This is a genomic window from Nocardia tenerifensis NBRC 101015 (genome assembly GCF_000308715.1).
In the GTDB taxonomy this organism is placed as follows: Bacteria; Actinomycetota; Actinomycetes; order Mycobacteriales; family Mycobacteriaceae; genus Nocardia; species Nocardia tenerifensis.
The window spans coordinates 1-24782 of the sequence record NZ_BAGH01000592.1; the positions used below are offsets into that span (position 1 = coordinate 1).

The window sequence follows — 24782 nt, forward strand, 5'->3', positions numbered from 1 at the left end:
CACACAGCGACCCTCCCACAGATGTCGGCCTTGCAACGATCGGCACAGACTCGACCGCGGAAAGAACCAACGAATAGACCTGATGCAGGTCCAGGATCGGCTGGGGTATCGCCCCCTTGGCACCGAAGGACGGCACAGGATCGACGAAGCCGTCTACGGCTGAGGGTGGGCCGACAGCGAGCTCACGCCGATCGCTGCTCTGCTCGTCGGCATCCTGTACACAGTCCGCCACCTTCGTGAACAACATGGCCGAGCATCTTGCGACGGCGGGTGGTCATGGGCTTGTGGCAGTGCAGGCAGTGGGTGGGGCGCTTGGTCGGTGCTTCTGAAAGTTGTTTGATTATTCGGCGGAGCGACTTCGCGGTGAGGGCATCACCGCGACAGACGATTCCCGCCATCACCACGCCGTCGGCGACGCGAGGTTCGTCATCGCCGACGCACGTGCCAGCTGTCAAAGCCGAACGCGCGCAGGCCAGGAAGGTGTTGCGCGGACATCTGTCCTGACACAGCGCCTTCGCTGCGACGGTTGCCGGCAGTGTCTGCCAGCTGTCCTTGGACTGTAGGAAGCCGGGGAGGCCAAGGCAAGGGGGTTGATCGTTCACAGCGATAGATATACAACAAGGATCGTACGTTGTATACATTCACCATGTATTGATGTACGTATTCAGCGGGCTCTCAAGCCAGCGACGAACGCGGCGACCTTGCTCAGGTCTTCTTCTGACAACCCCGACAGGTCCAGCAGAGGCGCTGGCCGGGAAGTTGACGTTGCGATGGTCGCTGGCCTGGTGAGGCCTGTTTTGCGCAGTAGCGGAACCGGATCCACGCCGACAGCCTCGGCCATGGCCTGCAGTGTACGTGCCGTTGTCCGGGCGTCGACCTTCTTCTCGCCCTTGTACTGAGTACCCAATTCGACCTGCGTCCACAGGCTTACGCTGACTCCGGCTGCTCGTGCCGCAGCGTCGCGGGAGAGGCCTCTGGCCTGCCTGGCATTGCGGATCGCCTCGCTGACTTCCCTGGGCACTGGGGCGCTTTGACGATTGCTCATGCAGCCTATCCTAGGTCATTACTGACAATTACACACAGTCTATGTATCTTGACTCTCTCAGGTTTAATTGCCTGATAGAGCGGGTATATGGCTTGGCCTGGAGGGGTCACATCCTCCTTAACAAACATGTACACGTTGTCTAGTTGCATGCAACGATGTAATCTGTTCGACGCATCGCATCTGCGATGGCGCTGTCGCAAGCAGTGGGGCAAGTCGGGGGACGCGTGCGACCTCTCGGCGCCGACTGCGGATCCAAAAGGAATCTCATGTGTACAAACCCAACCCAGTTGCCTCCGCCGCAGACCCGGGCTCGCGAGCGCGAAAACCGCCAGTTTGCTGAGAAGTTGCGAAGTCGACCTGGGCAGTGGGCGGTGTATCCGTGGCCGACTCGACATCCGCACTCCACCAAGCATCGTCTCCGTACCGGAATGGCTGCCGCCTTCGGTTCGGGCTTCGAGTCGGAGGTCCGTGCCGGAGTCGTGTATGTGCGATACAGCCCGCAGCGGCCGCCGGCGCTCGATCTGATCGCCTAGTCAGGGGGAACCATGTCCGCCGAACCGCTGAGTCCTGAGCGTCGCGCTGCTGTCATGGCGACCCTCGAGGGCATGCCAAGTCTGCTCGCAGAACTCGATATCACGCTCAGCCGTGGGGACGTCATAAGTTCCGCGGGGTCGCTGGGATATGTGCGCGCGACGAGGGTCGAGCAAGCTCTGCCCTACAACACCGGGGCCGCGAAGGCGCATCGGGACGTCAGGGCGGTGCTGACCGACTACGCCACTAGAGTGTCAGCCGCCGTCGCCCAGCGTGTGCCGGGGACCGCTGTCGATCAGGCTCGTTTCCTGGTCCGCTACCTCCCGCAGTTTCCAGACGATTCCGACGTTGTCGCCGGTCTGGAGGATGCGCTGACCGAGGTAGTTCGATCGGCATATCGAGTGATCGACCGACCGGAAACCCTTGCCAGCGTGGGCAATTGCGAATGCGGTCTCGGTCTCTACGCCCGACAGGACATCGATATCGTCCGCTGTGAGGGTTGCGGAGCGGTCATCTCTGTACGTCATCGCCGCCGCCAAATGTTGAATCAGGTCTATGAGGTGATGGGCACCGCGGCGGAACTCGCGCGCCTGATGCCCGATGGTCTTGGTGGCCGTATCTCCGCTGAACGGATCAGGCAGTGGGCTCGTCGGGGCAGACTGCCTAGCCATATTGTTGACAACCGGACGGTGTACCGACTCGGTGACGTAATCGAACTCTGTGCGCCGCGACGAAGCAACCGTCGCCGATCTGCCTGAGGCTCAGCAGTTCATAACTCCGAGTGGAACTATCGGAATCGCCGGAGCGCCGCGGGCAGCTTGCGATACGCGGGCAGCGGCGCGGTATTGGTCCAGATGCAGCTGACCGGCAGTGGGTACTTCGCGTCGGCATACCAGTCGAGGCGATTCATGATATCTGGGGGAAGAGCTCGCCGTTCCGAGCGCGAAAGATGCTGTAATCGGTAGCGTACGGTGTCGGGATTCACCTCGAGCCAGACGGCGACATCTTCGACGCTTGTATAACGGGCAAGCGCTTCTCTCAGATCCGCTACTGGAATCAAGTTGCGGCAGGCCAGCTCATACACGCGAAGTTCGACCCGCTGACGGGACTCGCGGCCGGCGCGAGCTTTTCGAACTGTCTCCGAGTGCTCGAGCTGTACGTGTGCGAGTGCGTGAGCGAGCGCTTCTCGGCGATCCACCGCGCTCAGGTCTGCGGTGACCAATATTGCCCGAAACTCGGGTTGCCAGATGACGATCGGTGCTTCGAAGCCGACATGGCCGATTGTGACGTCGAGTTTCGCCGCCTGGACGCGCGCGTCATACCGTCTGCTGGCCCTGCGGCTGGCCATGTTGTTGACACCTCGTTCGAAATCGGATCTATCGGAACCTCATGGGTTGCTCCGGTTCGGCCTGTGTATCGACGTCGCTACCTCAGTGAGGCCAGGAACTGGTCGTACAGGCGTTTGTCGTCTTCATTCAGATCAGACAGATCACCGACTCCGGGGAGACTGCCGTTCGCTCGCCCGGGGAAGCCGACTGAACCTACACGATCTCCGTTGAAGGTCGAGGTGAGGTCACCGTCGAACTCTTCGGGCATCTGCGGGTCCAACTCGTATGTCATAGCTGCAAGTTTATCGTCCATCCCGGTGACCCGAGCACGGGGCAGGGTTGCCGTGACCCTGGGTTGCACCTCTGCGTGCGTGGCTCCCGATCGGGCCGAGCTGCGTGAATCGGGTTTGCGTCTCCGTTGGAAACAGCCATTTTCCTGCAGTGTTGGACGCTTTTCCCGGATCGGTCACGGCCTCGCTGATAGGCTCGATCCGTCGGATTGATGTAGATCCAAACCTGTTGTCCAACAACAAGTTCAGGAACGCGCCGCCGCTGCTCTGGCAATGAGCCCTTGGCTACCAACGTGATTGGCTCTGCCTGACTCGGCCTCACCTGGCTACGCCAGAAACCCTCTCGGGCACCGGACGCAAGTCCCTTCTCTCGCTCGCAATAGGTGTGCCTTCCTCGCGGGTGACCCCGTCATGCAAAACGTAAACAAACAGTAAAGGAATAGTCAATGTCTTGGACGGGAGATCCGATCTGGCTCGCGGACGTTCTGCGTGAAGCTGGACTGCGTGTGATCGAGCACGAGGGCTGGCGAGAGCGTGGACACGGCGACTTCGCCGATATTCGTGGCGTGCTTTGCCACCACACCGCAGGCGGCGGTGCCAATGACTGGCGGATCGTGCAGTACGGACGTCCGGACCTGGATGGGCCGCTCGCTCAGCTCGTCCTGGAGCGCGACGGAACGTACCGGGTCATAGCAGCGGGGGTGTGCTGGCACGCCGGGCGCGGTTCCTGGCCTGGCTGGCCAACCGACAACGCGAACTACCACGTGATCGGCATCGAGGCCGTCTCCCGGGGCGACGGCAGCGACTGGACCCCAGTGCAATTGGATGCGTACAAGCGCGGCTGTGCCGCGATCTTGCGCCGTATCGGCCGTGACGCGAATGACTGCGTCGGCCATAGGGAGTACAGCAGTGAAGGAAAGATCGACCCCGCCGGCATCGACATGGACGAGTTCCGCACCGATGTCCAGGCCATCATCGAAAGAGAGGACGCTCCGATGAGCGCACCGGAAGTCCAGCAGATCATCGATTTCATCAGCGGGTTCTGCGGCCCGATCGGCAGTGATGTCAAGGATATTCGCGAGCAACTGTGTGGTCTGGAGCAGCGCGACCGCGGTCAGTACAAGGGCTGGCCGCAGCTCGATGACCGCACCGTGGTCGACGCGCTCGCCGACATGATCAGTCGGATGGACAAGCTCGAGCGCCGCTTGGTGCCGCCCTCCAGCTAACGTCTCGGCGGGCGTATGCCAGCCCGCCCGCACAGCCCATATGGCCCACTCGCGGCCTCGTCGTTGAGGCGCAGAGTGTGCGCCTCACACGCCCGCCCCGTTGCGCGCCCGTCTCCCGTGGATTCCCCGGTCGTAGACGTTGCTGCCGCGCACAGGGCGTCAATGGTCCCGCCCCTGGAGTCTGCTCATACCCCAGGGGTGGGACCTTTTTAACTCGGATCCGCCTTCCCGCAGAGGGTTTGGTTTCGGATCGACCCATTCAGAAGCTCACCGCATGATCGCCGTCACCCGGGGTGATGTGCTCTGCGGTCGCGGCTTCGCGCACAGAACAGTGGAGAACTTCGCGATGCCTCCGGAACCATCGTCTCCTGCAGGCCCCATCGATCCATCGGTAGCGGTGCTGTTTCCCGGCTTGGTCGACGGGACCGGACAGCCGACCGACAAGAAGAAAGACCCGCCGGCAACCGCCGCTCCGAGCCCCACAACGCCAGTGGGTCCGTCTGTGGCTCCGCTCTATCCAGGTTTGGTCACACCTGCCCAGCCATCGAACACCCCGACCCCACAGTCTACGAAGGACTCCCCAGCCGGCACGGGCCAGTCCACACAGGTCAGTCCATACGACATCATCGGGGTAGGCCCAGATGGGAAGCCTCTGCCCGATAACGGCGTGTCGTCGAAAGTTGTGAATCCCTATGACCCAACGGGGGAACTAGGAATCACCACGAACCCCGGGAACCCCGCGGCGACGCCACTCGTCCCCGGCAAGACCACATACTCCGCAGAGGATATCCCGAAAACGACGGTGCCCAGTGACCTCGCGTCGTTGGCGATCCCGCCCAGCGTGACCAATGAGAAGCCCGACAGTGGAGGGTTGGTGCCGACGCCGTCCGGGGTGGGCGTGCTGGGACAACTGGTCCTCGAAATGGCTCCTCCTGGAACCAAATTCGAGGGCGAGACAACGATCGGTCCCGACGGTATGCCGACGACCGACTGGAATGTGGTGGTTCCCGGTCAGGAGCCGACGTACTGGGGCAAGACCCAACATGTCCCTTTGGCAAACGGCACATCGGTCGATATCAACTATGGCGCCAACGGCACACCACTCCTAGCTAAAGGCGAAGGAGACCCTGCACTCCGTCTGCGCTTAGCGGATGACAACGGGGCTCCGAGATGGGCGGTCCTCAACTCCGCCGGTGAGTACCTTTTCACGATCGACAGCTCTGGAAACAAGCTCGGCGACAGAGGATCAGAATCTAACGTAGGAGCCGGCGCGGGTCTGGCCGGCCTCGGAGTCGCAGGATTAGGAACTGGCACTCTTCTCGAATCGGGAGCTCTGGCCGGAGCCGGAACCGCTGCGGTTGGTACGGCCGAGGCCGGAGCCTTGGGGCTGGCAGCCGCGCTCGCGGAGGGCGCCGCAGTGGGCGCGGAAGCCGGTGCCCTGGTTGGAAGCCCGTCAGGTCCAGGCGCGGCGATCACCGCAGGCATCGGGGTAGTCGTCGGGCTAGGCCTGACCTACTACATGTACCAGCAGGGAATGCTTCCCGGTCAATCGAAGAACTCGGAAGGCGGGACCAGCAACCGCGTCGACCCGAACTCGCTTCCAGAGATCGGGGTGCCACAGCCGCGCGCCACGCCTCCAGTCGCAGGGCCGGAATCCAGCCGTCCGCCGACAGGCCTGGACGCGCCCACGGACCCCACCCCAACGCCTGGGCCAGGAGGACTCAATTCCCCTCCAGTTACGCAACCCACTCAATCGACGCGTCCTAGTCCGGCTGATGATCCCGATACCACCCACCAACAGATTCTGTTCCCCAGCACCAAGCCCGGACAGCCTGGAGTTCCCGTCGAAGGCACTTTCTGGGACGGCAACGGGATCCTGCGTAACGGTCCCGGTAACCCCCGCGGCCAACAGCCAGGTTCCACGGCTCCACGAGCCAAATCGCCGATCAGCCTCAAAGCTGAGCTTTTCAAACTGTTTACGTGGGACTTGGAGGACGTTGACGAAGAGTACCGGCCGCAACTGCTGGGAATCATGGCGTTTATCGACGACGCAGAGGCATTTCGAGGCGCCTTATACGGTGGCCTTACGCAAATGGCGATCGCCAATGGCGCTGACATCGACGAGCTAGTGGGTGGCTCCAAGCGTTCTCAAGAAGAGCTGGACAGGCTGGACGACCTGGGGGTGTCGACAGACATACTGGAAGCGGCAGTTGACACTTGGTGGAAGGCTCAGTATCCGATTGATAAGGCAAAGGAGTTATTGGGTCACGCAGGGGCGATCGCGGTACTGAAATCTGATGGCTGGGAGGTAAACATCCGCCCAGAGGGCGGCAATAAACACGACATCGTTGCCTACAAGGATGGCCAGGTCATGGTCATTGAATCCAAGGGAGGTAACCCCGGCAAGGCGTCACCGGGCGAAGCGCAGGTTCCAGACGGTTCGGGTGGTCAATTTCTTGCTCAGCAGATGACCGATCCATACCTATGGCACAAGCTTAGACAAGACGCCAACAACGATCCTGAATTCAGGCAGTGGCTGATTGATCGCGGCATGTTGGATGCCGTCATGTCGGAAGATCCGTCCAAGGTTGGCTACAGACTGATAAGAACTGACACTAATGGCAAGATTGATGTATACGGCTCCACACAAACGCCAGTCAACGACGGAATCCCCGACGACGTCGTCGTCGGGCAGACTACCGGTAATAAGCCAGGCACACCCGAAGATGGTCGCAACCCGAGGCCGACACTGCACGGCGTCGCTCAACCTCTACCGCTGGTGTTGGACACCGCAGTCGGCTCGTCCTTCGGTGCTTTAGCCGGACATGTTGGTTCATGGATCAACGGGCTCATCGAAAACGGCCGCCATGACCTGACAGTGTTGTCGAACCTAACGCCGGTCATCCCGCCAGTGCCCATCCTGCCTCACGGACTGTGGACCGGCTATCGTGATGCCGATCAATCGTTGACCTTCACCCTCATCCCTCAAGTTGTGCTGGCAAAACCGGTGTCGAAAGCAGAGGAGCTGGCCTGTGAGACTTACCTCTGAGTGCCTGATTCGCGTCAATATGCCAGGCTGACAACCAGCCCTGACCCAGGGCTCCGCTACGAGAGAGAGTTCGACCGATGAGAGTAGACAGTGACCGAGCACGACAGATGGTGCAAAGGGCTGCGGAATTCGCCTGGTCCTGGACCGTCGACGATCTGACAGGGTTCGCTGAACAGGTTGGCTGGCGGGTCGCGAACCTCGACGAGCGGTCGATCACATTGATGACCGATTTCGACGTCAACCGTGCCGGTGCCAAGGTCTATGCGGAGGAGACTGGCAAGCTCGGTGCTTCTAGAGTCCTCAATAGCATCCGCGTCTACGTCAGTGACGTCGTCATGGACGATCCGGGGTTGGTACACGGTCTGAACGAAGCGTTCGAAGAGGTCGCACAACAGGTATTCGATGAGTTGGGGCAGCGTCCGACGGGCTGGTGGATCAAGCCTAGCCGTGGATTACGTTGGGACCTTTCACGTATTGTTATCGAGGTAACAACCAGCGGTGGTCACTCGGTGAGTATCAAATTGATCAACCCTGCTTATCAGGCATGGAGGGATGAAATTGATAAAAACCTCGTCCAAGAGGACCAACTTGATTTGGATAGAGTCTGGAACTTCGACTAGTGTAGGCCACGTGCAATTATTGGCACTGCTCATTAGCTAAGTGGCCTTGTGTAAGCGTTCGATGATTGCGCCTTGAGTGTCATGCTGTGAGCAATGAATGACTATCGATGTGAGCAGAAACGAGCGTGCTGTCCAGGCGGTGCGCCGCGGCCCGCTAAGTCCGGCTGTACATGGACCTTTATGATTTACAATCGTCTGTCCCCGGAAGAAGGTCCAATCGATGAGAGTAGATCTTGAGCGAACTGTCCAGGTCGTGCAGGCGGCCACGGACTTCGATTGGACATGGACCGTCGACGACCTACCTGGATTTGCCGAACAAGTCGGTTGGCAGGTCGGCAATCTCGGCCAGCGGTCCCCGACTATGACCACAAACCTGGAGGTCAACCGGGTTGACGCGATGGCCTATGTCGAGGACACTCGGGCGATGCCGCGACCCCTCAATAGCGTCGAGTTCTACTTCAGCGACGTTGTACGCGATGACCCGACTGTGAAGCCTTTTCTGGATTCAGCTTTCGATGAGCTTGTACAGCGTGTGTTCGTATTAGTGGGGCAATGTCCAACAGGATGGTGGATAAACCCGAGTCGTGGCTTGCGCTGGGATCTGCCCAACCTGGTTCTTCAGATATCTGTCCGCGATCACTCAGGTGACGTTGAGTTGATCAGCCCCGTGTACAAGGCATGGCGGGATGGTATCGACAAACGGATCGAGGAAGAAGCCAACCCCGATCAGGAGAGAGTCTGGCGTTTTGATTGATTTTCGGCTGCTCGTCGAAACGTCGCGGAGCCGTGAAATATAGAGGTCTGCGCCTCGGAATAGAGTACGCGTGCCGTGACGTCGGCGTACCCAAGTAGAGCGCCTGCCGAAGATCTGTCCGACATCATGTCGATCGATCTGGGACCGGCGCACTGGTAGTGCGCGCTCTCGCGCCGACGTAGTCGAGATTCGCCTAGGCCCTGGCCCCGGCACCCAATCTCCATTATTGAGATGCCGGGCACCGGACACCTAGCCTTCCTACATCCACCTGCGAGTGGCACGATCGCCGGAAGTTTCGAGTAGCCGGCAGCACCCGAATTCTGGGTCTCGGTGAGAATACTATCGACAGGTGCAGCCACGGTGACCAGGGGCGTGGCCAGTACAGCATCCCGCCGCTGTCAACCGGCGTGTTGGCGCTATTACTCTGGATATGGCTCGATCAACTCACCCGGCCGGGTGCGCGGCTAACCTGAAAACTGTCACTTACCAGCGCTGTTGGTCACTTTCGAACTGTTTGTCACAAACGGCACGTTAGGCTTAGGCCACAGGCAAGAAACGAATCGGAACTCCTTCCCCGAGTTGCTCGCTTCTCGCTTACAAGAAGCTTGACGGTGCTGTCACCGTTACTCCCAGCCCATGCGGCACGCCCCCGAACAACTATTAAGTTGAAAGCGGGTTCAGAGCGTTCCGCATGCCTCGCCCCTTGCGCGCCCGTTTCCCGCGGGTGGTCCGCGGTCGCAGACGATGTCGCAGCGCAGGGGCGTCACGGTCCCGCCCCCGGAGATGTTCCCTTACTCCGGGGGCGGGACTTCTCCAATACATCGAAATGGATCCCTGCACAGGGTATTGAGTAGCATTAGAAAGGCTGCCCGCGTGATCACAGTTTTGACGTGTCGTGGCACCGGAGAACGCTTGGGTGCGCCGGCGAACATGCTCTCGTTCGTCACGCGAAGGCTTGACCGCACTAAGTACTCGATCGGCCCTGACATCGACTATCCGGCCAGCATCGGTCCGGCCAATCCAGAAATTTACTACGACGGCTGTTCTGAAGAACAGTCGGTGGCGCAGGGTGTCGAAGCGCTCGCCGCGGAAATCCGTGCTACCCCGAATCGTGTAGGAATCCTCGGATACAGCCTTGGCGCTATGGTGGTCACTCGTTTTTTGGAAGCGAAGGCTCGAGGCGAGTATTTGGACTGCGAGGTCGAATGGGCTGCCAATATCGCGAATCCCCTGCGAAGGGAGGGCGATTCGATTTCTCCGGATGCGGTGGGATTCGGTATCAACGGTCAGCACGGACCGTGGCCCGAGGATATCCCGACCTGGGAATTAGCTCACCATGCCGATGGGATTACCTGCTGTCCCGCAGATTCACCACTTCGCACACTCGCCGACACCGTGTCTGCGTTCAGCTTCGCCGCTATGGGCGGGTGGGGGAGCGCGCTGGCCGAACGCATCCACAGCAATCGCTGGCAGCCGAACCGGTGCGACTGGTGGCGCGACCCGGTCCACCACTGGCGGTCGTGGTCTCAGGCCGCGGCGCTCATGGATGGTTACCTCCGCGGCGGCGCCCACAACGCTATGTACCGAACCAGCGGTTACTGCGACCGGCTGGTTGCGCTACTCAATGCCTACCAACCGTTGTCTCCGCTAAGAACTTGATGGATGGTCGAAATGTCTTTCGAAGAAGTACGAAACAATGCGCAATTCGTGCGTTTCGCCGATGGTGAATTGGAAGGTCGCCGCTCAGGCTATGATGATGGCGCGCTGTCGGTTTCGAACCACGGCCGCTTGGCCTCTTTTCTTCAATGGTCCGCCATAGCTAGCGGCGCTGGGCAGGCATTGGGTAAGGCGCTGTTCAGAACGAAGGCTTACGCTTCGGGCGGTGAAGTCGAGGAAGAACACGGCCCGGCCGATGGTGGCGGCTTTCTCTCCACGGCTCCGGTCGGTTCGCTGTTCCCGTTCCTCCAGTGGCACAACTGGTACAACATCTACAAAGGAACCCGCAACGAAATCGTCGCCGCCGGCGGCGAAGCCGCCATCTCGGCGCTGGTAGGCGCCGTCACCGGGCCGACGGGGGCCGCTGCCGCAGGTGCTGCCACGGCGTTGACGAGCACCGTCACCTCCGTCGTGCAGACCTTGTCGTCGGCATCGCAGAATCTGCGACAGACCGCCCCGAAGCTGGTGCAACCTCAATTGCGCACCCTCGAACAGCGTATTGGTCCGCAGATCGACCGGAGCACCACCATCAATGTGATCAAGTCCGCGCCCTACGGCGCGACAGTCACGAACGATCCGTTGCGTGACCGACTGTCCACATATCTGAGTCACGTGCGCTGAAAAGCTCCCGCTCGCAGGAGTGAAAGGGGGTGATGAGAAGTGCTCAGTACCGTCGTCGACGTCCTCAAGCTGATCAGCGTGATCCTTCCGCTGTTGCTGCCGTTGCTCGGACTGTAAGCCGTAGCGCCAGAACGGGGTTCGTGGAAACCCCGAGGGTCCCGCACCGCCGCGATCGCCGTCCGGTCGGACCGTATCCGAACTATTCGTTTCCACGGGTAACCCGTGAACCCAACATCTTGGAGAACCTCGTGCCCAGTTCCGATGACCCGCGCGGTCTCGCCGAACGCATACTCACCGATGTCCAAGCCGTCGTCGCCCGACTGGCAACCTTGAAGGCCGACATCAATGTCCTGTCCAACCTGGCCCAGGGTGTGGCGATGACGGTAACGGACGCGATTCCCGTACCGGCTCCAGAAGCTCCCTCCGGCACCCTCGGGGCCGCGGTGACTATCGGCCCAGCACCGGAATCGGCGTAATGGCAACCTATCCCACGCCGGGAGAGTTCCCCGACTTCGAGCAATTCATGGTCGATCTGTTCACTCCGACCGCCACCACCGTCGCCACCTTGCCCGCGACGTCAGCGGACCTGCAGTCGAAGCTGCCCTTGATCTGGGTGCGTACGACCGGCGGAACGCTCGACATCAACGCGATCACCTACAAGGCGAAGGTCAGCGTGGTCGCCTTCGGTGCCACTCGTTCTGAGGCACAGCAGCTTTCGGTGCAGATACGTACCGCGATGCTCGGCGCTCCGGCCAGCCGTGTCAACGGTGTACTCGTCGATTACACCGAGGAAATCGCGGCTGAGGAACCGAAATTCCAGGCCCCGATCCTGCGCCGTGGCCGCGGTCTCACCGAGGTGCCCGACCTCGATCCGCTTAACCAGATGGTCGAGGTCGCGTTCTCGATCGAAGCCCGCCGCCAGTAGGCGGGGGCGAAATCCGGCCCCTGTCGGGGGCCCTTTACCGGCGCCGCTCGGTGCCGATTCCCGTAACCGTGCCCGCACTCGCGGGCGCTCGAATGGAGACACATGCCTGCCACCAATCTCACCGCGCTGAAGAACGCGCAGCGTTCGCTGCTGCTCAAGCCGCTCGACGCGGCCGTATTCATCGCGCCGCACTACACTGCGGCGCCGTCGGCGCTGACCGACGCCTCCGGCGCTCTGCAGACGCTGCCGCCGGCCTACCAGCCCGTCGGCCTGATCGACAAGAAGACCGGCGTCGCCTTCGCTCGCGGCATCACCGCCGCGCCGATCGAGTCCTACGGTGAACTGCAGCCGGTGCGCAACGACATCACCAGCGACATCACCACTATCGAGTTCCAGCCGCAGCAGACGACCGCGCTCACCCTGCAGCTGACCACCAGCACCAACGTGGCGGCCATCAAGGCCAATGCCACCTCCGGTGAAGTGTTCTTCGCCCAGCCGGCATCCGAAGAGATCACCTACTACTCGGCGATCATCATCGGCAAGGACGGCAACGACGCCAACCCGATCTACGTCTACAAGGTGCTGCCGAAGGTCGCGGTCAGCAAGTTCGGCGGCGAGCAGTGGAACCCCACCGAGGTTCTCGCGCAGAAACTCACCATGGTCGCGTTCAAGGATGACACCGCGGGCTACGCGGTCGCGCACGGCTTCGGCGGGGCCGGCTGGAAGAAGATCCTGACGCAGACCGGTATCCCCAACGCGGCCTGATGCCCTTCCCGTCTCCTGGCGGGCTCTAGAACTCCCGAGTCTTGGACCCGGGCGTGGGGCGTGCCATGCGTCTCCGGTCATGGCGCGCCCCACAACTTTCCGTATTCATCCTTGCCGGAGAAGAAAGCGAGACCACCGTGTCCGCCATCCCCACCGAGTACCCCATCGTCATGACTGACGGTGTCGACGACTACATCGTTTCCAACGCGACCGAGTACGTGAACGCGGTCTTCAAGCTCGGCCACGCCGAGAAGGCCGAAGTCGAGGCGATCGACAAGCCGTCGCGTCGGCGTGCCTCGAAGTCCTAGCAGCACAACACAACCGGAGAAACACCTCATGGCATCCACACCCGAAGCGGTCGACCAGGCCGAGGTCGGCGGTCGCTTCTACGAGCTGCAGCAAGAGCTCGCCCCGCGCCGACGCGCGCCTTACCGCCTGACCGACGACATCGCGATCGCACCGGTTACCCGCAGCCAAGTCCTGGCCCTGCGCCGGACCACCAGCGATGACGAACAGATGGCCATCGTGCTGGGCGACAAGCACGAAGCCGTCGAAAAACTGTTCGCCGATCGGCCGCTCGATGAGTGGTTCGCCTTCCAGAGAGATCTCTACGCCCACCTCTTCGGCCAGGGCTCTTCGGAGCTGCCGGGGGGATCTCAGGGCTCGTAGAGTTCTGGGAACGTTTCGGTGCCGCGCTCGACTACGATCTGCTCGAGCGCGGCATCGACATCCGGGACTGCTTCGGGCCCATCGCAATTCGAACCCGTGACTGGCGCACCGTCTGGTCGCTCAAGGACAGGCTGCCACACGGCTCGCAATACCGGTCCGCGCTGGCAATGGACCGGGAACTCGCTGAGCAGATGCTCGCCGCCGAACAATCCGAGGCCGAACTCGATTTGTACGAGGAAAAGGCCGAGCCCACCGGTCCGACACCGGAGGGCTACACCATCGATAGCTACCTACTGCTGTCGATCATCGACGCACTCCAAGGCGTGCAAGCCGCGGTGATCGCCGCAGCCGGTGGTGACCCGCCCCGGCTCACGCCGATGCCGCGCCCGGTCACCGCGGTGGACATCGTCCGCGACACCCAACGAGACGAGTCGATGCAAAGCCTCATCGACCAGTTCACCGCATCCACCTGGGAGGACGAATGATCTATTCCGCGACTTTGCCGGCGCAAGCCGCCGGCGGAGCCGATACCACGACCCTGGCCGGGGTGTACTCCCCGGCGTTTTACAGCGGTGACACGGTCACCGACGTCCAGCTCGTGGCACCGCCCGGCTACCCCACCATCGCCGGTGCTGCGACCAACAACACCACTATCAGCGTGCGCCAGCTACGCAACGGCGTTGTGCTACAGACCTTCGCGAGTCTCACCATGGTCTCAGGAATCAACCTGGCCCCCGAAATGCCGGTCACCGTTCCTCTCACCTCACAGCCTGTGCTGCGTGCTGGCGACGTCCTCGATGTGCGCCTGCATCAGAACGGTTCTGGGCAGGCCATTGCAAGCGGTCTGTATCTCTCGATCTTCGTGAGCTGAGGTGGGCGATGGCAAACGAATCGATACGAGAATGAACCAGAACAGTGCAGCGAGCAGGATGCTCCAAAGATTCCTGCAAGACAGTGGAAACCTCGGTGCCGGACGCCATCCGGCGAATGTGCCCGCCTACGCCTCCGGTGGCGATATCAAAGGGCCGGGTTCATCGATCGGTGACAAGATCCCCGCCTGGCTCTCTGATGGCGAGTTCGTGATGAATGCGCGCTCGACGGCGGTGAACCGCCCTTTCCTGCAGGCACTGAACGCTGACCCGTACTTTCTGCAGAAAATGCTGGCGGCGCGCTCGCAGGGAGGTGGGTCCGGTAGCCGGGGCGGACTTGCGGCGCCCGCCCCTGGCGGGCAACCGGCGACGGTGAATATTTCGATGTCGAACACCGAAGACATCGTGGGACGACTGAAAGTTCTTGCAGCGCAATGGGAATTGATTCATTAGCGGCTGTGACAAAAATATGGATTGAGGTGAATTTGTGGCGTCTAATGCTGCGATGATCACGGTGACCGGAGTCGATGGTTCGCAATGGACCATCGCCGGTCAGGGGAGTGGTCGTGAGGGTGTGGAGTTGGCTACGTCGCCGACTGGACTATACGACGCGCCGGTGACGACGATCTGGAACCAGTCGGCGTTTCAGGCCGGTTCGTCGTTCGGCGGTTACCGGACGAACAAGCGCGATGTCGTCTTCGCGGTCAATGTTTTTCAGACCGCGGGCCGATCGTGGGAGGCAACGGACTCGGCTTGGCGGAAGGCTTGGGCCTACGACCGTGACACGACTCTGACTATCACGACCGATTTCGGTACACGTTCGCTGAAGTTGCGAATGTCCGAGCAGCCGGACTTCAAGCCGGACAAGGATCCGCATTTGAAGTCGATCGGCAAGGTCGTGATGACCTGCACCGCAGGTAATCCCTGGTGGGTCGAGTCCGATGTGACCGGCACGTGGACCTCCACGATGGACACCACCGGTGCCGGGAAGAGTCAGTCCGGCGCCATCACCATCGCCAACCCGACCGACCAGCCGATGTGGTTGAAGTGGGTCTGCTCGGCGCCGGGCAAATGGACGCTGCCGGACTTCTCCTGGGGCGCGGTCGACCGGGACAGCGCCCGTGTGATCACCTTGCCGGCGACCGCTGCGGGTAAGGACCTGACGGTCGATACCGACCCGATGGAAGAGATGATCGTCGCCAAGGACGGTTCACAGATCTGGGCGTTGATGAACGGGGTCAGCTTCCTGTATCCAGTTCCCCCGTATACGTCGGCGACCTCGATACCGGTTTCGGTGATCGGTGCGCCCGCCGGAGCATCGGTGCTGGTAGTGCAGCCGCGTAACTGGTCGCGTCCGTGGGGGCTGCAGTGACTTCGGTTCTGGACCTTCCGGCGATCTATGAGGATGCACAGTCGGCGAAGGCCACCCGTAAGCAGCAGCGATTCTCGCGGCCGCTGATCCGTTTGTGGGATGGCGACTGGAACTTGCGTGGTGTGTGCGGCGCGGAAATCAGCGCCGACTTCCGTTGGATCCTCAACCAGGCCGGCACCGGTCTGCTCGTGCTGCCCTACGACTACTATCTGGCCAAGTGGGCCGTCGACATCAACGGCCGCGCCAAGAAGAATGTGCACATCACCGTCGATAAGGACGGTGCGCGCTGGGACGGACGGCTGGAGAAGGCGGTCATCAAGACCGACGCGCAGGGTGTCGTCACTGTCGAGTTGCTGTTCATGCACTCGTATCAGGACCTCAAGCACATCTACTGCTGGTCGAACCCTTTTCTGCCGGAACAGGTCCAGTTCCCGCGGCAGTTCTTGCTCGCAGGGCCCGGTGTCTGGGTGCTCAAGACCGCGCTGCATCTGAATCTGCTCCGCTTGCAGGGCGGGCTGTGGACATTGCCGGATGATCCGATGGACCCCAGCCAATGGGGCAGCCTCGATCAGTCGACGTGGGGTGTGGTGGTGAAACCCGGTGAGTTCCAAAGCGATTCCTCGATGTGGACCATCTTCGGTTCCCGTTTCCAGAACTTCCATGAAGCCGCGGCGGGCACCTTGGAGACCGCGCAGTTGGCGGTCGTGACCCGACGCTGGCTGCAGGGTGACCCGGAACCGTGGCCGGGCGCAAATCTGCGTCACGGCTGCCTGGTAGTCGATATCGTTGACAAATCCGGGTTCTGGACCGGCACCAGCACCGGCGGCAACATGTGGGACGGGCTGGAGCACACGAAGCAGGTGTTCGACAACACCATGCTCGACTACAGCCCGGGTGTGCTGCCGGACCAGAATGCCCCTGAGTTGTACAAGAATCCGGGGTGGATGGGTACCCTTCCGTCCAACCCATGGGTGGTGTATCGACAGAACGACAACACGGGCATCCAGACCTCGCAGTTCATCGTCAATCCCTCGTCGGCGGTGCAGGTTCTCACCGGCGGGCATTCGATGCCCGGTGTGAACGAGGCGATCTCCTCGGCGATTCAGGTTGTCGGCATGCTGGTCGCCGGTGCGCTCGGCGAGATCCCGTTCGGTGGCTCGATCGCCGGCGGCGTGGTGAATGCCGCCACCGCCGTGGCGAACACCATCGCGACGTCACTATTGTCAGACACGCTACTGGCGTGGCAGCGACACAAGTCGGGGCAGCGGGTCCGGGATGCGGGATGGTCGCATTACTGGGAGCATTTCGAGAACAGCGCCGACCGGGCCTATACCCTCGGCGCGTTGCTGACCCTGGGCGAGGGTATGTGGAAGACCCGCCAGCACTTCACCCACAAGTTCACCGTCGCCAACGGCGAGCCCTATCTGATCGGTGACCAGGGCCAGGGTCACTTCTTCCTGGGCGACCGGGTCGGCTCCACAGTCAAGGGCATGCCCGAAGGCTCGGTCTACGTCGATCAGGTCACCGAACTCGAACTGGCGTGGTCGAGGACCGCGAGTCCGGCGTGGCAGATCACGGTCGGCTCGGATCGCGATCACGATATGCCGTTCGCCAAGTCCATGCGTGTGGTTGCCGACATCGTCGACGACATCCACGCACTCGCCGTCCAGATGTGATCCCGACCTGGCTCGCTGAATCCCTTTTCACACTTCCGGAGAGAACATGACCATTCCGTCCCTCGATCAATGCAACCCCGACGATCCCAACGAAGCGTTCGTATGGGCGCTCGTTGGCCTACCCGGCCCGCAGAACTCACCACTTCTGGTGCATCCTGATGTGCTGAGGCAGTGGTCGAAACACCTGTGGGACCTCGGGTTTCGCCATTACCCGGACGAGCAGACCAAGGAATATCATCCGCCCGCTCGTGGTCTCACGCATTGGCTCAACGGGTCCGGCCAGTGGGCAGAAAAGGGTGCGCCGCGTCCGGCGGAAAGCTCAGCACCCGATGTCAGCGAGCTGACGCCGGACGAACGGGCACACTTGGTGGAGCAGTTGCGGGAATCCGGTGAACTCAAGCATCTGGTCGACCCTCGCGAGCTCGACCTCAATGTCGCGAAAGTCGATGTTGTCGAGGCTCTTTCCGAGGACGATCGGCTATGACGAGTCCCGACAAGTCGGTTCCCGCGGGCGCATATACCGGGGGTTCGATTCGGAACCTGCAGAAGGTCACCTGGGACTCGGCGCGCGCATCGATTTTGTCCAACGTCAGTGCGTCTTTCGCCGGCGTGGAAGCGATCGGATCGAACCTCAACTCCGCGACCAACCGAGCGTTGAATACCGCCACCTCAGCCCAGGTCGGTGCCTCGGCGGCACAGACGACGGCGACCTCCGCGCAGAACACCTCTGCGGCGAATGCCTCGGCGATTGCGAACCTGCAGACCAAGCAGACTCAGGATCAAGTCGGTGGCGCATCGGCCTCTGACAACTTCCAGTCCTGGGACAACACGAAATGGACTGTCGCGCAGTGGAAGGCGGACGGGCAAGCTGTTCCCGGCATCGTTGTCGTCACAGACCAGGCAGGTATCTCCAAAAGCGGAAATACAGGAACCGGCGCTGATCTCGCGGTGTGGAAGACACCGCTGATGACCGACGCTCAGTCGGTGTCGGTGGTGTTGGGTCGGCCCAATCAAGCTGGTGCGTTCACCGGCAGCGGGATTCTGCTTCGAGCGGCCGCAGACCTGTCGACCTTTGTCATGGTCCAGGTCGGGACGGGGCGAATCCTGTTGCAACGCGGCACTTTTACCGGGGGCAGCCTGAGTGTCACGAACTGGGCCGAAGCGACCGGTCTTTCCATGGGGACCGGCGACACGATCACGGTCTCGGCCTCCGGGGCTGCCTACGAGGTGCTGGTCAACGGTGTAGGCAGGCTCAGCTACCGCGATACCGCCGCCAGTTCACCGGTGGGTGCCAACAATCGCTGGGTCGGCTTCTACAGCGCCTGCAACGCCAGTTCCAACTGGGATGGCTCGAAGTCGTTCTCGTTCGGGTTCGATCTGGAATCCTTCGCTGCCGCTGATACCACCTCTCCGCCGATAGTCGGCACGGGGTGGTCACTGTACCGGCAGAACGCGACGGCTGTCGCACAGTCCGCGGGCACCGCACGGTTCGGCACAGTTCTGGACACGGCACGGCAGTCCAACAACGTCAATGTTCTGGACCTGCCCTCCGGGCGTATTCAAATCATCAAGTCCGGCTGGTACACGATGAGTGTCGGCGTCCATTGGTCAGCCGCGGCGGGCGACGGCTACAGCTACAACGCGGTGCTGTGGACCGCGCCGAGTCCTGACGGCGTATGGAAGGCCATCCGGGGCAGTGCCGATACTTCGGGTTCGGGTGGGTTCGTCGCCGCCGGTACGTTTGTCGTGTTCGCCGCCGCGGGGAGTGTATGGGCACCCGGCTACTACATTCCGAGCGCGAGAAACATGGTCGGCGACACCTCGGGCGTTTATACCTATTTCGATGGCACGCTCTGCTCCTACTCGTGAGCGCCGGGCGCTGATCCTCTAGTTCCGCGCTTCCCGGCGCACCTTTCTTTAAAGGAGTCTTCATGCCCCGAAACGTTGGAGCCTTCGTGGCTCGCAACGCGAAAGCGGTGGTGTCGCTGATCGGCGGCATCATCAGCGTGCTGGCGGTCGCAGTGGCATTGCTGCAGTACGCGCCGGCTTCCGCGGTCGGCGCGGGAGCGGTATTGCTCACCGCACTCGAGGTGCTACGCACCGCCAACGTGTGGATCGTCAGGAATGAGCCGGTGCTCGAGGCGGCCGCGGAGGCGGCCTCGGATCTCGTCGAATCGATCACCGGCGCTATTCAGGTGACAGGCAAGCAGGTGACCGATGACGAGTCCTGACAAGGCCGTCCCCTCAGGCGCCTATACCGGTGGATCGATCCGAAACCTGCAGAAGGTCACGTGGGACTCTGCGCGGGCCTCGATCCTTTCCAGCGTGACCGCGTCCTTCGCCGGCGTGGAAGCGATCGGGTCGAACCTGAACTCGGCAACCAAGCAGGCCCTGAACGCCGCCACCGATGCGCAGTCGGGCGCCACGCAGGCGCAGGTGGCTGCGGCGGCAGTGCAGAACACCGCCGCTGCCAATTCCGCGTCTCTGGTCGAGCTGGCCGCTACGCAAACCAGTCAGACCACGGGTGGGACAGCGTTCTCCGATGCCTTCGGCCGTGCCGAATTGGGACTGAACTACACCACGTTCAAGACCGGTCCGGTCGCGGATCTGGTGATCGTCGACGGTCAAGTGCAGCTGAACCGATCCGGTGACGAGAACACCGGAAACGTCGTCGCGCTATCGAAGACCGTGACCGGCACTGATGATCAGCGGATCTCGGTGGTGGTCGGCCGAATCCAAGAGGCCTACAACGCCGCCACACGGATCATCGTCCGCTCCGCGACAGACCTGTCGACCTTCGTCTACGTCCGCGTTTATCGAGACAGCGTGTACCTGGGCTACGGCACTCGCAGCGCGAACGTCACCGTATACAACGACTGGACCTCTGCATCAGCCCAGGTCAACACGGGCGATACCGTGACAGTGGAGGCCGTGGGCCGGAATTACAAGGTTTTGGTGAACGGGGCACCCGTTGCCGGGTACGCCGACACTGCCGTCAAATCTCCTGTGGGAGCGAACAATCGGTCATTCGGATTCGGCTGCCAGTACTACTGGAGTGGTCTGTTCGGGTCTTTCTCCTTCGCGGTCAACGCTCTCGCGGCCGCGGACCTGTCCTCACCGCCGATCGTCGGCACCGGATGGTCGCTGTACCGACTCAACTCCACCTCGGTTGCTCAGCCGAGCGGCGAAACGCGCGTAGCAGCAGGGACTTTCGATACGCTCGGCGCTGCCAAGAACATCGCTGTCCCGGACCTGGGGCGTGGCCAGGTGCAGATCGAGAAAGCGGGCTGGTACACGATCACCACGGCGTTCGCTCTGTCCGCAGGCACCTACCAGGCGCGAGTTGGGCTTTGGACCGCACCGGCCCCGGGCGGGGCATGGACATTGCAGCGAGTCGGCGCCCGCACGCCGAACGACACCATCGTGACCAGCGTCGGTGGTTCCTTCACCGTTTTCCTTCAGCAGGAGTCGGTCGTTGCGCCCGGTTATTACCATAATGCCAACCTTGGATTCGTTGGTCCAGCAACGTATTTCGACGGCGCATTGCTGAGCTACTGATGGAGCCGCACTGTGACCTCCCCTGACAAGTCGGTTCCCGCTGGCGCTTATGTCGGTGATCCGGACGCGACGAACAATGTCGGCTATCTACAAAAAGTGACCTGGGAAGGAGCACGAGACTCGGTCGTATCAGGCGTACTCGGCTCGTTCTCCGGCATCACCGCGATCGGCGGCAACTGGAAGGCCATCACCGAGAAATCCCAGACCGCGACCACGACAGCACAATCGCGCTCGGCCGACGCCAGCTCGACCGTCGCTGACGCACAGACCGCGACCACGGCCAACGCTGCCACGATCGCGGCCCTGACCGCACGGCAAACAGGCGAACAGACCAGCGGGTCGACCTTCTCCGACGACTTCGAGCGCACGGAACTCGGAACCGGCTACACCATATACAAGTTCGGCAGGGTCGCTGACCTGCAGATCGTCAGCGGTCAGGTGCAACTCAACCAGAAAGGCGACGAAGGTACCGGCAACGTCGTCGCGCTGTCGAAGATGGCGCTCAAGACCGATGATCAGTCGGTGTCGGCGGTTATGGGCCGTGCCAACCAGGCTGCCAATACCGGCACTACGTTGTTCATTCGATCGGCAGCCGATCTCACCAGTTTCGTCTATGCCGACATCCGCGCGAACGCGGTGCGGCTGGGGCGAGGCACTCGCACGACCGCGATGAGCTACACCGGATGGGTCAACGCGCCGACCACGGTCAGCACCGGAGACACCGTCACCCTGCAGGCCACTGGGTCGAACTATCAAGTGCTGGTCAACGGAGTCCCCGTCGCGGCCTACAACGACAGCGCGAAAAGTTCACCCGTCGGCGCGGCGAACCGCTCCTTCGGATTCGACAGCAGCTATTACTGGTCCGGATTGTTCGGGTATTTCTCCTTCGCCATCGCCGGATTGACGGCCGCTGATCTCGCGCCGATGCCGGTCACCGGATTCGGTTGGGCTCTGGCTCGAACCAGTTCCTCGAACGCGGTGCAGCCCGCGGGATCTCGGGCAGTCGTGGCGGGAACGTTCGACACTGCTCGGCAGCTCTCGGGCGTGACAGTCTCCTCGCTCGGCGCCGGACAGATTCAGGTGCCGTCTTCGGGCTGGTACCGAATGACCGTCGGGCTGAACTACGTTGCGGCTATGACCGGCGAACTGCGAGCCGACTTGTGGTGGGCACCGAGCTCCAGCGCGACATGGCAGCAGCTGCGCACCGGACCGAAGACCAACCAGCTCCGGTCGGAGACCGTGCAGAGCGGAACCGACGGCGACGGCAACCCCATTTACACCACCAACACCTACGGATACGCGTCGAGTGTCTCGGCTACGTTCGTCGTCTATCTGCCTGCCGGCGCACTGGTGGCACCGGGATACGGATCCGCCGTCAGCAACAGTCTCGTCGGACCCCACACCTATTTCGATGGTGCACTGATAAACCGCTCCTGAAACGGTTGCGGACAGACCGGCGTCCGAGCCGTAAACCAACAAACACCAACACCTTTGAAAGGGGTGGCCCAACCGCACCCTTCGGTGTCGGCGCCCCTACTAGCCCCTGGAGTTCGCAATGGCGCTGATCTATCACCAGCCAACCGCCGCCAGGTCCGAAAGGACCTGATGCCACTACTAGAAACAACCCTCATCAGCGCTGCCACCTTCCTCGGAGGCTCCGGCGCCACCAGCTTCTACGCCTGGCTCCGAGTCCGAAGAGCTCAACCGGCACAGAATGTCCGCCACGAAGTGTCCGCGGCAAAACAGGTCAACGACATCGCCTTGGCGACATTGTCGCGAGTGTCCGAAGAGTTGCGGGTGGTCTCGCTGCGGCTCGATGGAGTAGAGGCGGCGCAGGCGGCGTCCATCCAGGAATTGGACCGCGTCACCGGCCTGTTCCGCGAGGCACTTGCCGTGCTGCGGGGCGTGATCGAAGCGGCCCAGCACGGCCTCATCCCCGAACTGAACCTCTCCAGAGAACTGATGGACGAGGTCGAACACAGCAGAGGACTCACATGACCACACCGAACGATCCCGGGTACCTCGGTTACCAGCCGACGATCGAGCCCCTGAAACTGACCACCGGCGCCAGTTTCGTGCAAACAATCCAGCCGACCGGCCCGGCGCTGTTTCCCGCGGGCACGACCATTTCCATCGTGCTCACCGCCCCCGGCGGAGCGCCCCTGGGTTCCTGGCCGGCCACGGTCACTCAGACCGCGGCGACTTGGACCGTGCCCGCCGCGACATGCGACCCGATCCCGACGAACTCGCGATACACGATGCTGGTCACCTATCCCACCTCGCCGGCCACCACCTACGCCTGGTACGTCGGCACCGTCATCCGTAACTGACCAGCGCGCATTCTCGGACGACGAATCACCCCATCACACAACAACTCTCAAGGAGATTTCCATGGCTATCGCCGTTACCTCGACCAAGAACGCCCTGTGCACCGCCTACGCCAACATCGCCCCCACCGTGTACGTGTCGGTCCACATCGCCGACCCGAACACCACCGGCGGCAACGAGGCATCTGGAGGCTCTCCCGCCTACGCTCGCGTGGCTACCACCTGGAGCGCCCCGGCCAACGGCCAGATCACCGGCAGCCAGGTCACCATCAACCTGCCCCCGGGCACCTACACCCACGCCGGTCTGTGGACCGCGGCGACCGGTGGCACGTTCATCGACAAGGTCGCTATCGCCCCGACCACCCTGGGGGCGCAGGGCACCTTGCTGATCACGCCGACCTTCGCCATGAGCTGACCTGCGGTTCGGACTCGTAAGTGTCTGTCACACAATCGAACCGGGAGGCGTTATGCCAGCACCAGCTGAGGTGATCGCGGCCCGCCCACCCGCCGTACCGACGATGTTCGCCGCCGCGGCGGCGGCGCAGGTGATGGTCGTAGCGGTGCCGGGCTCACCGGTTACCTCTATCGATGGGACCAAGGTTCCGGTCGTCCCTGCCTTCGTGTATGCGGGCTTCAGCGGGGCGGGAGCACCGGGTGCGACGATCCGACCCGTGGTCGGAATCGTCGCCGACGGCTCCGGCCTTGGAACGCTTTCCGCAGCAATCAAATCCACCCAACAAGTCACATTGTCTCTCGGGAACGAGGGCACCGCCACCGGCCGGATCGCGATCGGTGCTGGCGGCAAGGTCGTCTTGCCCGCCTCGCTGGGCGCTACGGGAGAAGCCCGCACTATCAACGCGGTCGCCACCAGTACCGCCGACCTTTCGGCTGTGGTTACACCGAAGCTTGGTGCGCTGCCAACGTTCTACGCAACCGGCACCGCCACCGCTACGGTCACCAAGCCCGCGTAGCGCGAAATCAATCGGGCGAACCATCACCGCTCGCCTGGAACATGGAGATGGCCGCCGGCAACGGACCCAGTGGCGTTGCGGCCGGGCGAGCCGGGCCGGGACGTCGACGATCTTGCAGCGCAGGGTGGTACAGCGTGCCCTGCCGGGTAGGCCGCAGGCGAGGACGCCGGCCGCGCGCAACAGGTTGCTGGGCGATCGCGGCGGACAGGACCCACGCGCAGTTCGCGCGAAGCGGTCGAAGAGATGCGAGCCAGAGGACCATCGACGAGGTCTGGGGAGCACCGCATCGATCACAGCGTGCGGGGATGCGCCGAGCGTCCGAGATAGATCGTGCCACGCGGAGAATCCCAGGTGCCGCGTTCGATCTTCGTGATCGAGCGCGGCACCGGCCTTTGACGACCAACTTGAATGTCTCGCTGTCGACACCCCTTGTGCCGCGCTTCAACCCTTTGGTTGAAGCGCGGCACTTT

30 protein-coding genes and 1 pseudogene are annotated in these 24782 nt (G+C 62.2%); 26 read left to right on the forward strand and 5 right to left on the reverse strand.

From position 1 onward, the window contains the following. Both ON39_RS50275 and ON39_RS47890 read right to left on the reverse strand, forming a co-directional pair. Nucleotides 1-247: hypothetical protein (locus ON39_RS50275; RefSeq protein ID WP_040741965.1), on the reverse strand; the 247-nt coding region annotated here is incomplete at its 3' end. Between the two features lie 417 nt (nucleotides 248-664). Further along, nucleotides 665-1045: a helix-turn-helix domain-containing protein gene (locus ON39_RS47890; protein WP_083894971.1), complete on the reverse strand. Its 381-nt coding sequence runs from the start codon at nucleotides 1043-1045 to the stop codon at nucleotides 665-667. A gap of 605 nt (nucleotides 1046-1650) precedes the next feature. Here ON39_RS47890 and ON39_RS49325 point away from each other — a divergent pair. Continuing rightward, the gene (locus ON39_RS49325; RefSeq protein ID WP_146251464.1) at nucleotides 1651-2334 is read left to right on the forward strand and encodes a hypothetical protein; all 684 of its coding nucleotides are present in this window, start codon (nucleotides 1651-1653) and stop codon (nucleotides 2332-2334) included. Between the two features lie 29 nt (nucleotides 2335-2363). On the opposite strand, the gene ON39_RS39760 is transcribed toward ON39_RS49325, so the two are convergent. Continuing rightward, the gene (locus ON39_RS39760) at nucleotides 2364-2924 is read right to left on the reverse strand and encodes an ImmA/IrrE family metallo-endopeptidase (protein ID WP_040741968.1); all 561 of its coding nucleotides are present in this window, start codon (nucleotides 2922-2924) and stop codon (nucleotides 2364-2366) included. A gap of 77 nt (nucleotides 2925-3001) precedes the next feature. Next, the gene (locus ON39_RS39765) at nucleotides 3002-3196 is read right to left on the reverse strand and encodes a hypothetical protein (RefSeq protein ID WP_040741969.1); all 195 of its coding nucleotides are present in this window, start codon (nucleotides 3194-3196) and stop codon (nucleotides 3002-3004) included. 444 nt (nucleotides 3197-3640) lie between these two features. On the opposite strand from ON39_RS39765, the gene ON39_RS39770 reads away from it, so the two are divergent. From ON39_RS39770 to ON39_RS39875, 25 genes are all read left to right on the forward strand, one after another. Continuing rightward, on the forward strand, nucleotides 3641-4420 hold the full coding sequence (locus tag ON39_RS39770; protein WP_040741970.1) for a peptidoglycan recognition protein family protein: 780 nt from the start codon (nucleotides 3641-3643) through the stop codon (nucleotides 4418-4420). An 841-nt stretch (nucleotides 4421-5261) separates the two neighbouring features. Continuing rightward, a complete protein-coding gene (locus ON39_RS49330) occupies nucleotides 5262-7469 on the forward strand; it encodes a hypothetical protein (protein WP_146251463.1) in 2208 nt (735 codons plus the stop codon). Nucleotides 7470-7546: 77 nt separating this feature from the next. Further along, nucleotides 7547-8089, forward strand: coding sequence for a DUF6301 family protein (locus ON39_RS39780; RefSeq protein WP_146251462.1), 543 nt, complete (start codon nucleotides 7547-7549; stop codon nucleotides 8087-8089). Nucleotides 8090-8309: 220 nt separating this feature from the next. After that, complete coding sequence (locus ON39_RS39785; RefSeq protein WP_146251461.1) at nucleotides 8310-8843, forward strand: DUF6301 family protein; 534 nt, start codon at nucleotides 8310-8312, stop codon at nucleotides 8841-8843. An 873-nt stretch (nucleotides 8844-9716) separates the two neighbouring features. Continuing rightward, nucleotides 9717-10502, forward strand: a complete 786-nt coding sequence (locus ON39_RS47895) for a PE-PPE domain-containing protein (protein WP_083894973.1) — start codon at nucleotides 9717-9719, stop codon at nucleotides 10500-10502. A 12-nt stretch (nucleotides 10503-10514) separates the two neighbouring features. Next, nucleotides 10515-11180, forward strand: coding sequence for a hypothetical protein (locus ON39_RS39790; RefSeq protein WP_146251460.1), 666 nt, complete (start codon nucleotides 10515-10517; stop codon nucleotides 11178-11180). Nucleotides 11181-11428: 248 nt separating this feature from the next. Beyond that, nucleotides 11429-11656 carry a hypothetical protein gene (locus ON39_RS39795; protein WP_146251459.1) on the forward strand — a complete coding sequence of 76 codons (228 nt, stop codon included), beginning with the start codon at nucleotides 11429-11431 and terminating at the stop codon, nucleotides 11654-11656. Next, nucleotides 11656-12105, forward strand: coding sequence for a phage tail termination protein (locus ON39_RS39800; RefSeq protein WP_040741981.1), 450 nt, complete (start codon nucleotides 11656-11658; stop codon nucleotides 12103-12105). Before ON39_RS39795 ends, ON39_RS39800 begins: the two co-directional genes overlap by 1 nt. 102 nt (nucleotides 12106-12207) lie before the next feature. After that, nucleotides 12208-12870, forward strand: a complete 663-nt coding sequence (locus ON39_RS39805) for a phage tail tube protein (RefSeq protein WP_040741983.1) — start codon at nucleotides 12208-12210, stop codon at nucleotides 12868-12870. Between the two features lie 170 nt (nucleotides 12871-13040). Beyond that, the gene (locus ON39_RS49335) at nucleotides 13041-13178 is read left to right on the forward strand and encodes a hypothetical protein (RefSeq protein WP_157195612.1); all 138 of its coding nucleotides are present in this window, start codon (nucleotides 13041-13043) and stop codon (nucleotides 13176-13178) included. 28 nt (nucleotides 13179-13206) lie between these two features. Next, on the forward strand, nucleotides 13207-13539 hold the full coding sequence (locus ON39_RS39810) for a hypothetical protein (RefSeq protein WP_040741985.1): 333 nt from the start codon (nucleotides 13207-13209) through the stop codon (nucleotides 13537-13539). Nucleotides 13540-13706: 167 nt separating this feature from the next. Further along, nucleotides 13707-14024 carry a hypothetical protein gene (locus ON39_RS39815; RefSeq protein ID WP_040741986.1) on the forward strand — a complete coding sequence of 106 codons (318 nt, stop codon included), beginning with the start codon at nucleotides 13707-13709 and terminating at the stop codon, nucleotides 14022-14024. Beyond that, entirely contained in the window at nucleotides 14021-14410 is a 390-nt protein-coding gene (locus ON39_RS39820; RefSeq protein ID WP_040741987.1) for a hypothetical protein, read from the forward strand. Before ON39_RS39815 ends, ON39_RS39820 begins: the two co-directional genes overlap by 4 nt. A gap of 1 nt (nucleotide 14411) precedes the next feature. Further along, nucleotides 14412-14861 carry a hypothetical protein gene (locus ON39_RS49340; protein ID WP_146251458.1) on the forward strand — a complete coding sequence of 150 codons (450 nt, stop codon included), beginning with the start codon at nucleotides 14412-14414 and terminating at the stop codon, nucleotides 14859-14861. Between the two features lie 163 nt (nucleotides 14862-15024). Beyond that, the gene (locus ON39_RS46450; RefSeq protein WP_051187697.1) at nucleotides 15025-15780 is read left to right on the forward strand and encodes a hypothetical protein; all 756 of its coding nucleotides are present in this window, start codon (nucleotides 15025-15027) and stop codon (nucleotides 15778-15780) included. Further along, nucleotides 15777-17456, forward strand: a complete 1680-nt coding sequence (locus ON39_RS39830) for a Gp37-like protein (protein WP_051187698.1) — start codon at nucleotides 15777-15779, stop codon at nucleotides 17454-17456. Before ON39_RS46450 ends, ON39_RS39830 begins: the two co-directional genes overlap by 4 nt. Before the next feature lie 46 nt (nucleotides 17457-17502). Next, a complete protein-coding gene (locus ON39_RS39835) occupies nucleotides 17503-17940 on the forward strand; it encodes a phage gene 29 protein family protein (protein ID WP_051187699.1) in 438 nt (145 codons plus the stop codon). Further along, nucleotides 17937-19325, forward strand: a complete 1389-nt coding sequence (locus ON39_RS39840; RefSeq protein WP_040741989.1) for a hypothetical protein — start codon at nucleotides 17937-17939, stop codon at nucleotides 19323-19325. The genes ON39_RS39835 and ON39_RS39840 overlap by 4 nt, the downstream gene beginning before the upstream one ends. A gap of 62 nt (nucleotides 19326-19387) precedes the next feature. Then, nucleotides 19388-19687 (forward strand): hypothetical protein, encoded by a 300-nt coding sequence (locus ON39_RS39845; RefSeq protein ID WP_146251457.1) that lies wholly within the window; start codon nucleotides 19388-19390, stop codon nucleotides 19685-19687. Continuing rightward, nucleotides 19674-21014 carry a DUF7257 domain-containing protein gene (locus ON39_RS39850; protein WP_146251456.1) on the forward strand — a complete coding sequence of 447 codons (1341 nt, stop codon included), beginning with the start codon at nucleotides 19674-19676 and terminating at the stop codon, nucleotides 21012-21014. The genes ON39_RS39845 and ON39_RS39850 overlap by 14 nt, the downstream gene beginning before the upstream one ends. A gap of 12 nt (nucleotides 21015-21026) precedes the next feature. Continuing rightward, nucleotides 21027-22451 carry a DUF7257 domain-containing protein gene (locus ON39_RS39855; protein ID WP_040741993.1) on the forward strand — a complete coding sequence of 475 codons (1425 nt, stop codon included), beginning with the start codon at nucleotides 21027-21029 and terminating at the stop codon, nucleotides 22449-22451. Between the two features lie 342 nt (nucleotides 22452-22793). After that, nucleotides 22794-23012 (forward strand): hypothetical protein, encoded by a 219-nt coding sequence (locus ON39_RS39860; protein ID WP_146251455.1) that lies wholly within the window; start codon nucleotides 22794-22796, stop codon nucleotides 23010-23012. Continuing rightward, nucleotides 23009-23344: an LtfC-like domain-containing protein gene (locus tag ON39_RS39865; RefSeq protein ID WP_040741997.1), complete on the forward strand. Its 336-nt coding sequence runs from the start codon at nucleotides 23009-23011 to the stop codon at nucleotides 23342-23344. The genes ON39_RS39860 and ON39_RS39865 overlap by 4 nt, the downstream gene beginning before the upstream one ends. 61 nt (nucleotides 23345-23405) lie before the next feature. Continuing rightward, nucleotides 23406-23756, forward strand: a complete 351-nt coding sequence (locus tag ON39_RS39870) for a phage tail fiber protein (RefSeq protein WP_040741998.1) — start codon at nucleotides 23406-23408, stop codon at nucleotides 23754-23756. Between the two features lie 103 nt (nucleotides 23757-23859). Then, the gene (locus ON39_RS39875) at nucleotides 23860-24312 is read left to right on the forward strand and encodes a hypothetical protein (RefSeq protein WP_157195613.1); all 453 of its coding nucleotides are present in this window, start codon (nucleotides 23860-23862) and stop codon (nucleotides 24310-24312) included. 72 nt (nucleotides 24313-24384) lie between these two features. Here ON39_RS39875 and ON39_RS50990 read toward each other — a convergent pair. Then, nucleotides 24385-24612, reverse strand: a pseudogene (locus tag ON39_RS50990) (IS1380 family transposase); the annotation flags it as partial. Between the last annotated feature and the right edge of the window lie 170 nt (nucleotides 24613-24782).

What these genes read in the sequence shown, in the direction of transcription:
- ON39_RS39810 (WP_040741985.1), top strand. Translation starts at nt 13,207, where the DNA reads ATGGCATCCACACCCGAAGCGGTCGACCAGGCCGAGGTCGGCGGTCGC.
- ON39_RS39785 (WP_146251461.1), top strand. Translation starts at nt 8,310, where the DNA reads ATGAGAGTAGATCTTGAGCGAACTGTCCAGGTCGTGCAGGCGGCCACG.
- ON39_RS39790 (WP_146251460.1), top strand. Translation starts at nt 10,515, where the DNA reads ATGTCTTTCGAAGAAGTACGAAACAATGCGCAATTCGTGCGTTTCGCC.
- ON39_RS39770 (WP_040741970.1), top strand. Translation starts at nt 3,641, where the DNA reads ATGTCTTGGACGGGAGATCCGATCTGGCTCGCGGACGTTCTGCGTGAA.
- ON39_RS39780 (WP_146251462.1), top strand. Translation starts at nt 7,547, where the DNA reads ATGAGAGTAGACAGTGACCGAGCACGACAGATGGTGCAAAGGGCTGCG.
- ON39_RS39850 (WP_146251456.1), top strand. Translation starts at nt 19,674, where the DNA reads ATGACGAGTCCTGACAAGGCCGTCCCCTCAGGCGCCTATACCGGTGGA.
- ON39_RS39815 (WP_040741986.1), top strand. Translation starts at nt 13,707, where the DNA reads ATGGACCGGGAACTCGCTGAGCAGATGCTCGCCGCCGAACAATCCGAG.
- ON39_RS47890 (WP_083894971.1), bottom strand. Translation starts at nt 1,045, where the DNA reads ATGAGCAATCGTCAAAGCGCCCCAGTGCCCAGGGAAGTCAGCGAGGCG.
- ON39_RS39865 (WP_040741997.1), top strand. Translation starts at nt 23,009, where the DNA reads ATGACCACACCGAACGATCCCGGGTACCTCGGTTACCAGCCGACGATC.
- ON39_RS39875 (WP_157195613.1), top strand. Translation starts at nt 23,860, where the DNA reads ATGTTCGCCGCCGCGGCGGCGGCGCAGGTGATGGTCGTAGCGGTGCCG.
- ON39_RS39820 (WP_040741987.1), top strand. Translation starts at nt 14,021, where the DNA reads ATGATCTATTCCGCGACTTTGCCGGCGCAAGCCGCCGGCGGAGCCGAT.
- ON39_RS49335 (WP_157195612.1), top strand. Translation starts at nt 13,041, where the DNA reads ATGACTGACGGTGTCGACGACTACATCGTTTCCAACGCGACCGAGTAC.
- ON39_RS49325 (WP_146251464.1), top strand. Translation starts at nt 1,651, where the DNA reads ATGCCAAGTCTGCTCGCAGAACTCGATATCACGCTCAGCCGTGGGGAC.
- ON39_RS39760 (WP_040741968.1), bottom strand. Translation starts at nt 2,924, where the DNA reads ATGGCCAGCCGCAGGGCCAGCAGACGGTATGACGCGCGCGTCCAGGCG.
- ON39_RS39805 (WP_040741983.1), top strand. Translation starts at nt 12,208, where the DNA reads ATGCCTGCCACCAATCTCACCGCGCTGAAGAACGCGCAGCGTTCGCTG.
- ON39_RS39765 (WP_040741969.1), bottom strand. Translation starts at nt 3,196, where the DNA reads ATGACATACGAGTTGGACCCGCAGATGCCCGAAGAGTTCGACGGTGAC.
- ON39_RS39870 (WP_040741998.1), top strand. Translation starts at nt 23,406, where the DNA reads ATGGCTATCGCCGTTACCTCGACCAAGAACGCCCTGTGCACCGCCTAC.
- ON39_RS39840 (WP_040741989.1), top strand. Translation starts at nt 17,937, where the DNA reads ATGACGAGTCCCGACAAGTCGGTTCCCGCGGGCGCATATACCGGGGGT.
- ON39_RS39835 (WP_051187699.1), top strand. Translation starts at nt 17,503, where the DNA reads ATGACCATTCCGTCCCTCGATCAATGCAACCCCGACGATCCCAACGAA.
- ON39_RS39800 (WP_040741981.1), top strand. Translation starts at nt 11,656, where the DNA reads ATGGCAACCTATCCCACGCCGGGAGAGTTCCCCGACTTCGAGCAATTC.
- ON39_RS39845 (WP_146251457.1), top strand. Translation starts at nt 19,388, where the DNA reads ATGCCCCGAAACGTTGGAGCCTTCGTGGCTCGCAACGCGAAAGCGGTG.